This is a genomic window from Streptomyces sp. NPDC003042 (assembly GCF_053591315.1).
Genome location: NZ_JBSFTP010000023.1, coordinates 21,119 through 37,088 on the forward strand (window position 1 = coordinate 21,119; position 15,970 = coordinate 37,088).

The 15,970-nt window shown below is 69.2% G+C and carries 9 protein-coding genes and 1 pseudogene; 5 read left to right on the forward strand and 5 right to left on the reverse strand.

From position 1 onward, the window contains the following. Position 1 precedes the first annotated feature (1 nt). Complete coding sequence (locus ACWDYJ_RS14620; protein ID WP_451565879.1) at positions 2–1,549, reverse strand: serine/threonine protein kinase; 1,548 nt, start codon at positions 1,547–1,549, stop codon at positions 2–4. A 160-nt stretch (positions 1,550–1,709) separates the two neighbouring features. On the opposite strand from ACWDYJ_RS14620, the gene ACWDYJ_RS14625 reads away from it, so the two are divergent. The 5 genes and pseudogenes from ACWDYJ_RS14625 to ACWDYJ_RS14645 all read left to right on the forward strand — a co-directional run. Next, on the forward strand, positions 1,710–3,362 hold the full coding sequence (locus ACWDYJ_RS14625) for a PD-(D/E)XK nuclease family protein (protein WP_451565880.1): 1,653 nt from the start codon (positions 1,710–1,712) through the stop codon (positions 3,360–3,362). Continuing rightward, a complete protein-coding gene (locus ACWDYJ_RS14630; protein WP_451565881.1) occupies positions 3,359–4,588 on the forward strand; it encodes a pPIWI_RE_Y domain-containing protein in 1,230 nt (409 codons plus the stop codon). The genes ACWDYJ_RS14625 and ACWDYJ_RS14630 overlap by 4 nt, the downstream gene beginning before the upstream one ends. Further along, positions 4,581–8,252, forward strand: a complete 3,672-nt coding sequence (locus ACWDYJ_RS14635; protein WP_451565882.1) for a pPIWI_RE_Z domain-containing protein — start codon at positions 4,581–4,583, stop codon at positions 8,250–8,252. Before ACWDYJ_RS14630 ends, ACWDYJ_RS14635 begins: the two co-directional genes overlap by 8 nt. A gap of 82 nt (positions 8,253–8,334) precedes the next feature. Continuing rightward, entirely contained in the window at positions 8,335–11,355 is a 3,021-nt protein-coding gene (locus ACWDYJ_RS14640; protein ID WP_451565883.1) for a pPIWI_RE module domain-containing protein, read from the forward strand. Positions 11,356–11,881: 526 nt separating this feature from the next. After that, a pseudogene (locus ACWDYJ_RS14645) lies at positions 11,882–12,067 on the forward strand (CorA family divalent cation transporter); the annotation flags it as partial. A gap of 251 nt (positions 12,068–12,318) precedes the next feature. On the opposite strand, the gene ACWDYJ_RS14650 reads toward ACWDYJ_RS14645, so the two are convergent. Genes ACWDYJ_RS14650 through ACWDYJ_RS14665 form a run of 4 tightly spaced genes read right to left on the reverse strand, consistent with a single transcriptional unit; the run spans position 12,319 to position 15,968 of the window. Further along, positions 12,319–12,972 carry a hypothetical protein gene (locus ACWDYJ_RS14650; RefSeq protein WP_451565884.1) on the reverse strand — a complete coding sequence of 218 codons (654 nt, stop codon included), beginning with the start codon at positions 12,970–12,972 and terminating at the stop codon, positions 12,319–12,321. Between the two features lie 13 nt (positions 12,973–12,985). Beyond that, positions 12,986–13,450, reverse strand: a complete 465-nt coding sequence (locus ACWDYJ_RS14655) for a hypothetical protein (RefSeq protein ID WP_451565885.1) — start codon at positions 13,448–13,450, stop codon at positions 12,986–12,988. Further along, positions 13,447–14,634 carry an MCE family protein gene (locus ACWDYJ_RS14660; protein ID WP_451565886.1) on the reverse strand — a complete coding sequence of 396 codons (1,188 nt, stop codon included), beginning with the start codon at positions 14,632–14,634 and terminating at the stop codon, positions 13,447–13,449. The genes ACWDYJ_RS14655 and ACWDYJ_RS14660 overlap by 4 nt, the downstream gene beginning before the upstream one ends. After that, positions 14,631–15,968 (reverse strand): MCE family protein, encoded by a 1,338-nt coding sequence (locus ACWDYJ_RS14665; RefSeq protein WP_451565923.1) that lies wholly within the window; start codon positions 15,966–15,968, stop codon positions 14,631–14,633. Before ACWDYJ_RS14665 ends, ACWDYJ_RS14660 begins: the two co-directional genes overlap by 4 nt. Between the last annotated feature and the right edge of the window lie 2 nt (positions 15,969–15,970).

The following is a 15,970-nucleotide window of genomic DNA, read 5'->3' on the forward strand; positions in this document are numbered from 1 at the left end:
CTCAGCCCTGACCTGCCTCCGGCAAGTCGTTCAGGACGACTTCGATCAGTTCCGGCGGACGACATTCGGAGTGCGAGCAGTCCCTCTCCGGGCACTCGGCCATGAACGCACCGAGCTCGCGGATGAGCGACAGCAGGTGGCGCTGCCCGAGGAGTCCGTCTACAGGTGCACTCCAGACCTGCGCCGCGCACCGCGCCCACTCGGCGAGAGCCTCGTCCCGTTGGCCCGGCAACGACACTCGGCATTCCACCAACCCCAGGCGGGCCGCGAGTAGCGCCGCGAACGTCGGCTCGCCAGGCTGAGCCACACCCCTCAGGTCACGGACGACGTCCCGGTACCGCTTGTCCGCGCCAACTCCTTCATGATGGATCCGCTCCCGGTCAGCGACGAGGACGCGCGCCGTGAGCACATCGGAATCGAACACTCCCCAGCGCCTCTGTGCCGGAGATAGCAACTCCGTCAGCCGCTCGGCCACCGGACCCGGCCCTGAGCCGGCACCGTGGATCTCGTCGTACGCCGTGGCGAGAGCGTGCCTGAGGCCGTCCCGGTCGACTGCACCCCCGGGGCGCCGAACCCGGGAGCGGCCCCCCTGACGTGCGGCGCGCCTCGGCTCGTGATGAACCAAAGGTACCGGCCGCCGGAAGGGAAGAGTGAGGTCGGGGTAGACCGCCGGGTCCGGCTCGGGGTCGTCGGGCTGGGGCAGGTACGGCCGCAACGCCTCGGCGGCACTGCGCGCGGAAGGACGCCGAGCAGGGTCCTTGGCGAGCATCCAGTCGACCAGGTCTGCCAACTGGGAGGGGAAGCCGGGCAGAACCCGGTCGAGACGAGGCGGTGGTTCATGCAAATGGGCCTGCGCCATCTGGATGTCACTTGCCGGGTGGACGAAGACTGGCCGGCCTGCCGCCAGTTCGAAGAACAGGCAGGCTACGGCATAGACATCCGCCGCACCCGTGGGGTTCTCCTCCCCGTCGAGGACCTCCGGAGCCTTGTACCCCATCGTGCCCGGGGTCTGCCCCTCGGTGTACCGGGTCGCGTCGTGATCGGTGAGCAGGGCGATGCCGAAGTCACCCAGGTAGGCACGACCGGTGGCATTCTCCAAGAGGATGTTGTGGGGCTTGACGTCACGGTGCACCGTGTCCGCTTCATGTACTCGGGCCAGGGTCTCCAGGATCTGGACAGCGACGGAGACCGCCACTCCGACGTGCCTGCGGTTCGTATTCAGGTATTTCCGCAGGTCAGTTCCCTCGATGTACTGCATCACCAGATAGGGGCGGCGCCGGAAACGGCCGTGATGCACCAGGAACGGGACGCCTTCACCACCCAGACGGTCGTACAAACGAATCTCTCGCTCGAAGCGCCGCAACTCCGTGAGCGTCGGCTCGACGCTCCAGCCGTCCAGGGCGGACCTCGCGGCGTCGGGAATGAGGAACTTCACGGCGACAACGGAGTTGTCCGTCAGGTCGGTCGCACGACATACCGCACCCATCCCGCCTACGGACGGGGTTCCGTCGATCCGGAAACGTCCATCAACGATCTTTCCGCGCTCCACGTGGACGCCTCCCCGTTCCTGGGTGATCCAGACCGAGGCACAGAGTAGCGGAAACTGACACACCCTCATGGCATCGCTTGACTTTGTTCACAGCACCGCGCCATGGTTCTTCCAGAGTCGACCGAGGGACCATCCGCCGACCAGCCACGAGGAGCGGCCCATGACCGCGTTCCGCAAGCCGCCACACTCCATCGGGGACAGCACTCTGCTGCGGATCGGTGCCTCGCTGGTTCGGCCCGACCCTGCCGGTTGCCCCCTGGGCCGCGCGCTGCGGGCCAGGGCCCTGGTCAAGGCGCCGGGACGGCTCCCTGCCAAGCCGGTCGAGGACTTCTCCTTCAAGCCGTTCTTCGCTCTCCTCGACGCTGTCGAACACCGCGGCCGGAGCCTCGTCGAGGCTGCGACGGATCCGGCGAACTTCCGCAGGTGCACCCCAGTCCATGTCGCCTGGGCCTGCGAGGCCGCCCGCCTCTACCTGACCGCCAGGACCGACCGGGAAGCTGCGCGAGGCGCGGCAAACCAGTCCCCCCTCCTGCCGGTCGCCCCTGGCTGGGTCGCCGGGAGCAAGAAGCTCGCGCAGCCGGATGCCCGGGGGGCGACGCAGTACGAACGCACCGTGTGGGGGCGACGGTACGCCTCGCAGGACGGCCGCGTACGCGAGATCTGGATTCCTTCTTTGGGCACCGTGAAGCAGGACAGGCCGGCGGTAGAGATCGCGGCAGTCGCCCACGTCCTGCTGACCGGCTCCCCCTCCCTGACCCCGTTCGGCGCCCCTTCAACCCCCCTCTCCGGACCGCACGTCCGGCCGGAGCGGATCCGTGTGGTCGGAGTGGGGCTCGCCGACGGTAGTACGGAGACACTCGCCGACTGGACAGCTGAGGAGACCGAGCATCGCTACCTGGCAGCCGAGGTCGCGGCCTCGATGGCAAACCTCGCCGACGCCACCGAGGCCCGCCCGAGCGCCGACTGCGTCCGCTGTGTGGGACTGCCCGACTGCGGGGCCGTCCCCCGGGTTCCGGGACTCCTCGGCGTGGCCGCCACTCCTCGGAAGCGCCGCAGCCTTTCCGTCAGCGACCTGCGGGCTTACGGAACTTGCGCCGAGCAGTACCACGCCACCCGCGTACTCAAGCTCCGCGATGGACGCACTGAGAGCGCCGCCATCCGCCGGGGACGGGCTGTTGACGCCTGGCTGAACGAGCGGCATGCAGATCCCGCCCGTGGATCCTGCCGTGCGGTGCCCCTCCCCGAGCACCTACCTGGCCTCACGGCCGACGAGCAGTACGAAGCCCTCGCCATGCTCCACCAGCACCGGGCCCACTGCCCCTTCGACGGACTGGCCGATCACGAGACGGTCGAACCGCAACGGCGGATCGTCGCCTACGACCCGCAAGCCGACGTGGTGCTCGTCGCGGACTGCGACCTGGTCCACACCGACCGGGGTGGCGTGGTGGTCCGAGAGACCAAGACGACCAGGAGCACCTACACCCACGCCGGAGGGCTGATGCGGCAGTACCCACAGCTGGCTCTCGCCGTCCTCCTTGTCGAAGGAGGCGTCCTCGGCGGCGACGCCCTCCGCTCCCGCATCGAACTGGAGGTGCTGCGGCCCGACGGTGCCCGCCTCGAAGAGCTCGACCCCCACGACACGCGTACCGCCGACCGTGCCCGTGCGCTGCTCCGCGAGCTCGTTGCCGACTGGGCCGCCGACCGCGGCTATCAGGCCGCGCCCTCCTCCGGGACCGACTGCCGTGCATGCGTCGTTCACGGCTGGTGCGCCACGGGCCGCGAACGCACCGAAACCGTAGACGGTGCGGCATGACCCGCCCGAACGCCCCCATGAGCGACGACTTCCTGCCACTGCCCGCCGAGGAGTGGGCCGCCCACGAGGGCGTCCCCTTGCTGAAGACGCTCGCCCAGGCGCTGCTCATCTTGGAGGACACCGCCGGCCTGGAGTCCTTCACCCTCCCCTATCCCGCCGAGGCCCAGCGTGCGCTGGACCGCACGGCTCTCGCCTGCCTCGTGCGCGGTGAGGAACCACCCGCGTCGCTCGCCGAGCTGATCGACCGCTGCCGCACCCTGCCCCTCGCCGAGTGGCCCCTCGACCTGCCCGCCGACGCGGCAGGTCCGCAGGACATGCTTCTCGACCCGGTGTCGGGGAGGCCCGGTGACCTGTGCCACGAGTGGGCCGAGCGCTGTCCCGACACCGCCGCCAGGTTCCGCGACCGCATGATCGTGCACACCGCGCTGAGGCTGTGCCGGGAGCACGGCGAGGAGGAGGCGTACACAGAGTTCAGGAGACTCCTCGTGCGGCGCCCGGTGCTCACCGTCGCCGAACTGTCCGCTCTCGGTGGAGATCTGGTCCTCGAACCCGTCCACGAACTGATCATGCGAATCTACCAGGACGTGCCCGACAGCTACCTCCGCAACGACCACTACACCACCTGCGGGCGCTGCCTCACCCTGCTGGTTCCCGTCCGCGACGGCTCATGGTGGTGCGAACGGGACCGCTGCCGCCGGACCGGGCCGGCGCCGCTGGGACGGCGACTGGAACGGGCGACGACCGGACGGCCCGTCCAACTCGAGCGCCCTCTGAGGCAGTTCGTCACCGGGCCGGGACGGGCCGAGGCCGATCTGGAGCGACAGCTGCTCGACCTGGGTCTCGATGTGCGGATGTGGCCCGGGTACGACGCCTACGACCTGCTGGTCACGTTCCCCGACGGGCACCGCTGGGCCATCGACGTCAAGGACTGGGCCCATCCCGTATTCCTAGGCCGCTCCGCCCGCCCGGTCCCCGCCGACCCGCCGTACGACGACGGGTTCTGGGTTGTTCCCCAGTACCGGGTTACCGCCCGGCCCGGCTATCTGGCCGCCTTCGCCCGTGCCCGGCCGGCCCGCGCCCGCGGATTGCCTCTGCTCACCGACCGCGCCCTGGTCTCACGAGCCACAGCCCGGCTCCGCGAGATCGGGACCCCGCGCCCCCGGGCCGCAGGACTCACCACAACCCGCACGAACCGAACCACCCCCGACGGAGCCCGCCATGCGTGACCAGATCGAGTGGAACCGGTCCCTCGTCAAGGAACTGAAGAGGTTCTGGTCGGGTGAGCCCGGCCTCGAAGGCCTCAAACCGTCCCATCTCTGCCAGGTTGAACTGGCCCTGCATCTCCTCGAACTCATCGCCCCGGACCAGCCCGCCGAGAGCGCGTACGTCCTCCTTGGCGGCTACCCGTACGCCGAGGCCGCGGGCCTGGTCGCCAGTGAGGAGCATCGGACGGCCCTCATCGCCGCCCGGCATCTGCTGTGGACACTGCGCCGCAGCCACGCATGGCGTCAGGCCCTCTCCCGATACGAGCGCGTACCTGACCGGCTGCGGGCGTACCAGCTGCCGGAACCCGGTGCGCGGACCCCGCCCCGCCGCATCGTCCCCACCGTGGCGGCCGGCCGCCACGCGGTCTACGGCGAGGCGCTCTCGGGGGTACCTGACTTCGTGCGCCGCCCGCTGCCACTCGCGCCGGCAGGACGCAGCGAGTTCCAGGAGGGCAACCGGGCGGCGTCGGTGCGCTTTCCGGCCGACCTGATCGAGGACGGCCTCGAGGGGCACGAGCTCAGCGCCGGGCCTCCTGTCCGATCGGGCCCGATCGAGATCACCCGCGAACAACTCCGCGACACCGCACGGTGGATGGACGAGGTAGAGGAGGACGAGGGCGTCGAGCGGCCGGGCCGCTGGGAGCAACGACTCACCGAGGTGCGCATCGCCCCGCGTGACGCCGACGGCCGAGATTTCACCGAGCACGACCGCATCGTCTTGGACGGCACACTGCACTTGGTCGGCATGGTCGGGGCGGGCAAGAGCACCTTCATGGTCCTGGCCGCCGCCACCGCGGCCCGACGCGGTATGCGGACCACCCTCGTAGTGGGTGATGCGGCCGAACAGCTGAGGCTCTGCGAACTGTTCGAAACCGTCGGGCTGCCGGCGGTCCCCGTGCTCGGCGTCTCCACCCGCGAGACCCATGTACAGCGCCTCCACCGCAGACTCGCCTCCCGCGGTCACGACAACCTTCTCGACCACCACGCGCCCGCCTTCGACAATCTCAGCACCATCTGCATCGCCGACGCCCTGCGGGGCAACGAGGCGGTCGAACCACTCGCCTACAGCGATGCGCCGTGCACTCGACTCCACCCGGAGAAGGAGACGCAGGAGGCCGGGACGACTACGGAAGCCGCATCGCTGCCCGCGCCATGGCGCCCTTCGGGCGTGCAGTCGACACCAGTCCGCCAACCCGCCAACCGGGGCCAGAACGGCACCGCCCTGGCGACTCCGCACGGCTGCCCCCTGTGGTCACGGTGCCCCCGGCACCGGGCCGCCCGCCACCAGGTCGACGGCCTCATCTGGGTCGCCAACCCGTCCAGCCTCGTCCAGAGCCCTGTGCCCGCGCACCTCAACGACGAACGGCTCCGCCAGCTGGAACTCGCCTGTCTGCGCAGCAACCTGGTCTTCGTCGACGAGGCCGACTCCGTCCAGATGCGCTTCGACGAACTCTTCGCTCCCTCCGCGACCCTGGTGAAGCCGGGCACCGAGTCCTGGCTCGACCAACTGCACACGCACAAGATCGAGGAGTTGAGCAGGCGTGGCAGGCTACTGCTCGCCGACCGGGACGTGGAGCAGTGGAACGCGGCGCTCTCCGTGGTCGCCACCGCCGCCGATCGGATCTACCAGCGCCTCATCTCGGACACCACTCTCCGCGAGTGGGTGGACCAGGAGTACTTCAGCCCCTGGGCCTTGCAGGAGAAGTTGATCGCAGAATGGTTCGGGCTACCACGCCATCCGGAGCGCCCCGAACCCGTCGAAGGGGCCGTCGAAGACGAGCGGAGCCTCTACGAGGGGTACGAGGACGACTCGGAGGGAGCGGAGGACTTCACAACTGCGGTGCCGGAGCCCGATCCTCGCCGTGCCGCACTCACCGCTGCACTCGACGACTTCCGGGATGATCCGCTTGGCGACGGGGACTTCGCGGACCCGCTCTCCACGACTCTGTCCGCCGTCGCGAAGGACCTGCTGTACACGCTGTCGCCGGTGGCTTCCCGTACCCGGGTCCAGTCCCTGCTCGACGCGCTCCTCGTAGGAACGCCAGTCCTCGACAGTTTGACTCCGGAACACCGGGACGAGTGGCAGCGCATCACTCGCGACCGCCTGGAGTTCGTGCTCCTCCTTTCCGTTCTCCATCAGCGCCTCGACCGGCTGACCTATTTGTGGCCCATGGTGGAAGCCGCTCTCCGTCTCGACCGGCAGGGCAAGGAACTGGCCCGCCGCGCACCGCTCGACTACGCGCCGATCATCCCCGAAGCCCCCATGGGCAACGTTCTCGGCTATCAGTACCAGCCTCAGGAGGACACCTACGACGAGGTAGGGCGCACCAGCGGCACCCTGCGCTTCTTCCGCTGCACGGGGGTCGGCCGCGAGCTGCTGCTCTCCCTCACCGGTCTCGGCGAGGACCGCGCGATCGGCCGCCCTGGCCCCAACGTCGTCCTGATGTCAGGTACCAGCTGGGCTGGGGAATCCACCCGGGCCCACATTCTCGCTCCTGTCGGCGCCGTCCTGATGCCGTCGAAGAAGTCCCTCGAAGGTGTCGGGCAGACCCGGTTCGCCACCCACTTCCTCTACGACGCCGCAGGGGAGCCAATGCGGCTCTCCGGCACCGAGCTCGAAGCTCGGATCCCCCAGGCCCGTGCCATGGCCGACCGGCTCGCCCGGCCCGGCGCCGGAGGTGCCGGCAGCGTCCTCGACCAAGAGCTCGCCCGCATCGCCGACGACCACCGCCGGCGCGTCCTAGTCCTGGTCGGCAGCTATCGCGAAGCGTACGCCGTGGCCGAGACCATTGACGGACAGCGCTCGGAACGGTGGAAGGGCCGGGTCCGCGTCCTCGTACCGGACGACGCCGACCTGGGTCACCTGCCCGGTGTGGATGGCCCGGCTCTGCTGGCAAGCCTCCGCCGGGGCGACCTCGCCACCTTCGCCGAGGACCGCACGGCCGAGATCCTGGTGGCCCCGCTGATGGCCGTGGAACGCGGCCACAACATTCTCAACGGCCAGGGCCGGGCAGCCTTCGGCACCGCCGTCTTCCTCGCCCGGCCGCATCCCCGGCCCGACGACCTGTCCCTGTCCGTGTACGCCCTCAACGACTGGATCAGCCGCTTCATCCGCGACCAATCACGCGACGACGACCGCGTGGGCCCTGCCACTTTCACCGATCTGGTCCGCAATGCGGAGAACCTGGACCAGGCAGGCCATGCGCTGCGCCAGGAAGCCCGCAAGGAATGGCGTCGGCTGCTCTCCCGCCGCTACGCCTACTCCGCCCTCCGTCCCTGGGAACAGCGCGCCTTCGCCTGGGACCAAATGGTCACCATGTGGCAGGTCATCGGCCGCCTGGTACGCGGCGGCGTACCCGCCCGTGTCCTCTTCGTGGACGCGGCCTTCGCCCCGGCCGCCGCGTGGGCTTCGGCCCCCGCCGTCAGGACCATCGGCGGCCGTCGGCCCAGCCCCGGCCTCCTCCACGCCGTGCGGTCCGTGCTCGCCCCGTACTTCGTCGACACTTCGTCGCCCGGAGCCGAATCCGGAGCGGCGAACCCGGCCGACGCCGCAGTCGCCCGTCTGCTGTACGCCCCGCTCTACAGCGCCCTCGGTCGGATCGACCATCTCAACCGCACTACCTGAGAACAGCACTCACGGCTCCTTCCCACACCGGACGGCAGACTCCCCGACGTCGTGCGTCCCGACCTCACAGGAAGACCCTGACATGCCCGTGAACTACCGCCACGTGCGCACCACGGCCTGGCTCCCTGACCGCCAGGACATCTCCGTCATCGGCCGATACCGGGCCCTGCCCTTCCCCGAGGAGTGGCGCGACAGCATCCTCGAACTCTGCAACGCCGGCCGCGACAAGGATTCCGAGCCTTGGCGCACGGCCCCCACCCGAGCCCTGGAACAGGCGATCCAGGCTTACGCCCCCGATGTCCTGGCCATGCCACGGCCTTTCGGCTCTCGCACCGAAGGTGACTCGGCACGTTGGCTGTACACGGACGCCGACCTTGCCGATCCGCTGCCCACCGAGGTCCTCGGTACTCTCATCGCCCACTGGCTCCGCGACATCCGTCCCGAACCCGAGCACCGCGGCCTGCTCCGTGAGGTGCGTGCCCAACTCGCGGCACACACGCCGCAGTGGGAGTCCGTAGGACGTGAACTCGTCGCGTGTGGCCACACCGACGGGGGCACCGCCACCCCGGCCGGGCACCAGTTCACGCTCACCCCCGACTGGCTGGCCCGCCGCGTGCTTGATCTCGGCCCTTACCCGTTCGAAGGCGGTGCGCTCCGTTTCCGGGCCATGCCTCGCGGGCCCCGCGACAAGGGCGCCGAGCTCGTCTCTCAGCCGGTTCCGTACGAGCCGGGCGGCTCCAAGGGCACGTGGTGGTTCGCGATCGTCCTCAACATCACCCTGCACACCGTCCCCTTCGACCCCCTCCCCCGCTACCACCTGCACTGGAGCATCCGCCGCTGGGCGACCCGCGTGAGCGGAAAGAGCGGGCGCCTGCACCTTCCCTATGGCAGCCGCACGACCGTACTGCTGCGCCCCAAGGTTCCTGTCCTCCCCGGCGTGCCGCTGAGCGAACGCTTCGCCGTTGCTCAGCTGGAGCGGTACCGCGACCGCGAGACGGGCACCTTCTCGGAGCGCTGGTCACACGGCGGCCCCGCCAAACTCCTCGGTGGAGTCGTCCTCGGTGACGAACTGCCCGGTGTCGACGACCTGCTCACCTCTCCCGAAAAGTGGCTCACCGACGGGATGCGTGCCAGCATCGTCTACCGCACGGCGATGGGCCGTCACGAGGTGGGAGCCGGTCTGATGCCGGACCAGGTCTCCCGGCTCACGGAATGGGCGAAGCAGGCGGTGCCCGAAGGTCTCCGCGCCGCACAGCCCCACTCCCGGTCCATCCTGTCTGGTAATCGCCCGGTCAACGCCCCTCCGACGAACGTGAAGCCCGACGAAAAGGCTGCCGATGAGGCGCGCAGGACGGCCGAACGGCGGCGCGCCGCAGCCCTCGCGATCTCTGCCTACAACGGCCCCTACAAAGACGACAGGCCCGTCCTCGAACTTCAGCTGGTGTGGCAGACCTCCGAGCTGCGGGAGACCACGATCTCGGCACTAGTGGAGCTGCTCGGTCTGCCCGAGGCAGCGCCCGAACACGACGAGGCGCCCTATCTCGACGCCCGTGTCGAAAGTCCCGTTGTCCTGGAATGGGTCACCTCTGAACTAGCCGTCCGGCTGAACTGCTTCCGGCCCGTCCACCGTCGAGCCGACGACAGCACGGTCTCGTTCACCGACGGCCTAGAGCTCCCCGAAGGACCGCGGCGTCCGGAAGCCGTCGTGTCAGCAGCTCTGTACTCCCGTCGGGCAGAAATCGCCGACTGGCTCAACGGCGTCGAGGGACGCGCGCCGAAGGCGAGCTCGCCTCCCGCGCTCGCGCTGGTAGAAATCGACCGGGCCGACGATTTCGCGAGCACCGAACATGATCCGAAGTTCGCACTGCGACTCGGCTTCGCCGACGCGGGCTACGTCACCCAGTTCCTCGCCGTCCCCAAGAAGGTCAAGGGTTACAACACGGTCGACAACCAGCACCACCGCGCCCGCATGGCCTGGGACGACGGGCTGCGCCAGCTCGGCGCACGGGTATATCCCGAACTCGGCATCGCCAGTGGTCTTCCCGGCGGCCTGCGCCATGCAGCCGTCTGGATGGTCCGTAGGAACCGCACCAGCAGGAACCGGTGGGCCACCGATGTACCGGTAGCGGTCCTGGTGACCCCCGAGGGCGCGGGGCTGGCCCGGATCCAGGGGTGGGACCCGAATGCCGACGACGGCGCAGGGGCCTGGGTCCCGTACCCGACCATGCTGATCAGGCTGACCCGGCTCGCCGAGGTACGTCCTCTGCTGCCGGGGCCACGTGACGAGGAAGACGCCCCCAAGCGCCGAAGCTGGCACGCCGACCGCGCCGAACAGCGCCGTCGCGCCGAGGAATGGCTGCAGCGAATCCGCGCCTCTCTCCGGCGCGAACCCACCCTGCTCCTGGCCGAGGCCCAGAACGCCCGCTCCCACTGGACCTGGCTCCAGGACGGCCGTACCGAACCCGACCGTATGCGGGACGGTGAGGCGGATTCCCGGCGCCTCGACCCCGATCTTCGTCTCGTGCGCGTCCGCACGGGGCGCGGCAGGGAGACCCCACAGTGGTGGGGCGTCCATCCAGGCGGCGGGGCGAACGGCATTGCAGCCGGCTTGTGGCTGCCCGCTGGTCACGGCCCCGATGGGCGGGTCTTCCACTCGGCCAACTCCAAGCCGGTGCAGTTCAAGTCTTCCGCCGTCGAAGCGGACAAGCTCGCGCCACGCCCGATCCGGATGGGCAAGCGCAAGGGTGAGCCCACCATCGACACCGGAATGGTCGGATGGACTCCTGATTTCCTGGAGATCGCAGTCCTCGGCTGCCACCTCGAAGCCGGCGACGCCCCGGAGTCCTTCGCCTCCGCAGTCCACCTGCTCCGGCAGCCCCCGGACTACCCGGAGGCTCTGTCCCTGCCGCTCCCACTGCACTTGGCGGGTCTCGGCCAGGACTACGTGCTACCGCATCGTGCGTCTCCTGAGACCTCTTCGGAAGTCTCCGAGATCTCTGACCCGGTCAAAGACTCCGACCCTGCACAGGGCCAGGCACCGGGTCTCGAAGAGGAGGCGGACGTAGTCGAGACAGCCGACCAGCTGACGCTGTTCGACAGCTGACCACCCACGGCCAGCACCCGCATCGTGAAACCGACCGGGTGGGTCCCCCGCTCCGCGACGGCAGAGCGGGGAACGTTTTGGAGAAGATTCGGATCCGAAAGAGTCCGGGATATGGGTGGTTGGACGGCAATCCGTTGCCGTCTAAGCAGGAGGTCCTGCAGCTCCGGCCAGTGGCCGCGCTGGTGGCGGGGCGGGACCGTGAGGACGTAGCAACGCCGTTCGGGGCCGCTCAGAGCAGATTATGAGTGGTGGGCAAAGTAACAGACCGCCGGCGCCACCTCTGCCGTCTACTCCCGCCCCGCCACCCTTCCCGTCGCTCAGATCGTCGCCCGGCCAGCGGAAAGCCTCCATCCGAAGCAGCCTCCGCTGGGGAGAATCTGGGGAGAATGAGGCCCGTTGGGGAGCGGCTGGGGAGGATCGGCCGTACAAACGGGCAGCACGGCGAAAGGGCCGGAAAGACCGATCCCTGCAGGTCAGACCGCCTGCACTGCCGATTTTCGCAGGTCAGCGGCGTGAGGGTGACGACTTCAAGAAGATCTCAAGTTGGGCGGCAATTCTGTTTGCACCCACACTCGTTGGAACTATCTATGGCATGAACTTCGAAGCCATGCCAGAGCTGCGCTGGGTGTTCGGATACCCCTTCGCGGTGGCCCTAATGGCGATAGTTTGCATCAGTTTGTACCTCATCTTCAAGCGTCGGGACTGGCTCTAGATCTGGCGAGTAACGACACGGCCCGCCTGTTCAATTTGCATCTGCGCGACCGAAAATCGGGCGCGAGGCGCGCTCTGGGGAGCAGCTGGGGAGAATAGATCCCTACGAACTTGTCTACCTAGCCACTGATCAGCGCTGGGCAGCAAACTCGCCACCCCACAGGCTGATATCCAGGCACCCGCGCGCCGATCTGATGTCACGCCCTGTGACCAACACCGCTCGTCGTGCGGACACGCGGCCCCGGGCCCCGGTCACAGCGCGTCTACAGCGCTGACCTTCCAGCCTTGTGGAGTGCGGACGAGGGTCATGCGGACGCGGTTGAGGTCGAGACGGGGGGTGGCGATCTGGGTGCTGGTGGTGAGCTGGTTCATGAAGAGCAGGACGACGGCCTTGTCCGGGGATGCTGAGATCACCGATGCTGCCGGGGTGGCGTCGCCGGTCGCGACGGCGGCCTTCACCACTCCGCTGTAGGTCTTGGCGGTGGGCGCCACCACGGTCTCCGTGGTCTTGCTGTACTGGTCGAGGAAGGGGCCGGTGAGGTGGCCGCGGGCCGCGGCGAAGTCGCGGTCCAGGTGGCGGTAGTCGTACGAGAGGATCACCGGGGCGGCCTTGCGGGCCGCCGTCAGGGCCGCTGCGCGGGCCTCGGTCGTGCGCTCGGCCTCTCGGTGCTTCCAGGCGAGCGTGGCCGTTGCGGCCAGGGCCAGCAGGACCACAATGCTGAGTAGTGCGGTGAGTCGACGGGGTCGGCTGCGAGCCGGCTTGGCGGGCGTCGTTTCCGCCGGCTCCGGGGCGGCCGGCTCCAGGTCGGCCTCCTGCCGGCGGCTTGCCTGGTCGGCGCGTTTGGCCGCCGCGCGCGCGGCTGCCGCCACGGAGCGCTGGCGGGCTCGAACGGTCGGGTTCGCCATGGTGGTTCTCCTGTCAGCCGACGAATTCGACGTCGGACGTCAGCCACTGCCCGCCCTCGAAGACGAGGTCGAGCTGAAGGCGGTAGTTGCGGGACGTGCCCTCGGGGGCGGCGACGTTGGTGACCTTGCTGTCGGCCACCACCAGGACGCGGGCCGTGCGGGCGTCGGCCCGGGCGATGCCCGCGTCGAGGATCCGTCCCTCCGAGACGGACTTGTTCTCGGCGACGATCTTCGTCAGCTCCGCGGTCTGGGCCGAGAACTGCTTCTTGAACTCCCCGGTCGCGCCGTTCAGGACGGTCTTGCTGTCCCGCTCGTACTGCCGGTAGTCGAGCGACGTGAAGTTCAGCGCCGACTGGCGGGCGGCGGCCAGGATGTCTTGGTGCCGCCGGTCCTCCTCATCGCGCTCGTACAGCTGGAAGCCCAGCCAGCCGGAGGTAGCCATCAGTACGGCAGCCAGGACGGCGAGTATGAGGGTCATGCCATGGGGCCCACGAGCAGCCATTGCCAGGAGTCCTTTCCGAATACGGTCTGTGCTCCGCCCGTCGAGCCGATCTGTACGCGGCTTCCCGGTGCGTTCTGTGCGCCGCGCACGGACGTGTCGCCGCCGCGCGGGGCCGTGCAGCGTGCGTCGGTGTTGGCCGGGCGGTCGGTGGTGTCGGCGGGGTCGCGGCGCTGGGTTCCGTACCCCGCACGGCAGGGCGGCGGGTCGTCGGCGTTGACGACCATTCCGAAGTGGGTCGTGCCGTCTCCGGGAAGCACTGTGTAGCTGCCCGAGACGACCACGGGGAAGGTGACCAGCATCTGTTCCACACCGGGCAGCCGGGCGAGGGTGATCTGGCCTCCGCTGATCAGGTTGCCCAGCAGAACCGGGAGGTGGGGACGGGTGTCCCTCATGAGGGAATCCACCTCCTGGGCGGCGGAGGTGCCGTTGGCCATCAGGGCGCGGATATCACCGTCGCTCGCCTTCAACTGCTCGGTGAGCGCCGCCAGATCCCGGGAGAAGGACGTGATCGCCGAACCTTGATCGGCCTGCGTCTTCAGGACCTTCCGGGAGTCCTCGATCAGCGCGATGGTCTGGGGAAGGGAATCGGAGGCCGACTCGACCAGGGCGTTGCCCGAGTCCACCAGCCGCGTCAGGTGGGGGCCGGTACCGGAGAACCCCTTGCCCAGTTCGTCGACCGTGATCCGCAGGTCCTGCTTGTCCACCGAGTTGACCAGCCGGTCCAGGCTCAGAATCAGGTCGGTCGTGGGCATCGGCACCCGGGTGTCATGGCGGGGGATGGAGCTGCCGTCCCGCAGATACGGGCCGCTGCCGGAGCGCGGCTGCAGGTCCACGTACTGCTCGCCGACGGCCGAGCGGTTCGCCACCACGGCCAGGCTGTCCACCGGGATCCTCGGGGAGTCCTCCAGAAGCAGCCCCACCGAGACTCCGCCGGAGCCGGTCAGCCGCAGATCGCCCACGCGGCCCACGGGCACCCCCCGGTACGTGACCTCGGCCCCGGAGTAGATGCCGCCCGATTCGGCGAAGTCGGCCCGTACGGTGTATCCGCGGTCCAGGACGCGGTCGGCCAGTCCGGCGTACTCGGCGCCGACGTAGGACACCCCGATCACGGTGATGAGCGTGAAGGCGAGCAGCTGGATCTTGACCGTACGGGTGATCACGGCACCAGTCCCTTCATCAGCAGCTCGGCAAGCGCGAGGTCGACACCCGGCGGAAGGCCACCGTTGCCGTCTCCTGCGCTGTAAGCGGTGTACGAGGCCTGGTTGGCCGACGGGCAGAGCGGCAGGCAGCCCAGCTCGACGCCACCCGACCCGCCCGACCCGCCCGACCCGCCGGGCAGTTCTGGCGTCCCGGGCGGCTTCGGGGCCTGGGGAACCCGTGGAAGGGCGGGGGGTTCGGGGAGGCCCGGGAGCGCGGGGACTCCGGGCAGCCCGGGCGTCGGGACGCCTGGCAGCCCAGGAGGCACGGGCGTGCCGGGCGTGCCCGGCTTCGGAGGCTGACCGGCCAGGTTCCCGTAGACGCTGCGCAGGTCGAGATCGGCGGTGACCTCGAGGTTGACGTAGTCGCCCTTGATCGCGTCCACCACATTGCGCGGGAAGGGATAGGTCGTCAGCAGCTCCAGCGCGTTGGGCAGGTCGGCGCCCGCCGTGTTCAACTGCTGCAGGATCGGCTGGAGCGCGCGCAGATTCGCGATCACATCGTCGCGCGACGCGTTGATCACCTTCGTGCCCGTCTCACCCAGCTTCGACAGCGAAGTGAGCATGGTGGTCAGCTTGGCCCGCTCGTCGGCCAGCACCTTCAGCGCGGGCGGCATGGTGGTGAGGGCATGGTCGATCGTCTTCTTCTCCTTGGCGAGGGTGGCGGCCAATGTGTCGATGCCCTCCAGCGCACGGATGATCTCCTTCTTCTGGGCGTCGAGGCCACCGAGGAAGGTGTCCAGCTCGGAGAGCAGCGACTTGACCCGGTCCTCGCGACCCTCCAAGGCCTTGTTCAGCTCCGTGGTGATGGTGTGGAGCTGTGCCACTCCACCGCCGTTGAGCAGGGCCGACAGCGCGGACAGCACCTCTTCGATCTCGGGGTTGCGGCCGCTGCGGGAGAGCGGGATCCGCGCGCCGTCGGTGAGCCTGCCCACCGGCCCGGTGTCCGCCGGAGCCGACAGCGACACGTACTTCTCACCGAGCATGCTGGTCTGGCGCAGCTCGGCGACCGCGTTGCCGGGGAGCTTGACCGAGTCGGAGATCCGCAGCCGCACCCGGGCGTGCCACCCGTCCAGTTCCACCTTCTCAACGGCTCCGACGGTCACGTTGTTGACCTTTACCGTGGACTGCGGGACGAGATCGAGGACGTCCTGGAACTCGACCGTGACCCGGTAGCTGCGCCCGTCCGCGGCCGCGCCGCCGGGCAGGGGGACGTCGTACAGGCCCTTGAACTCGCAGCCGGTCAGCAGCAGCGAACCGGCGGCCGTCCACAAGGCTGCCTTGAGCGGAGCTCTCATGT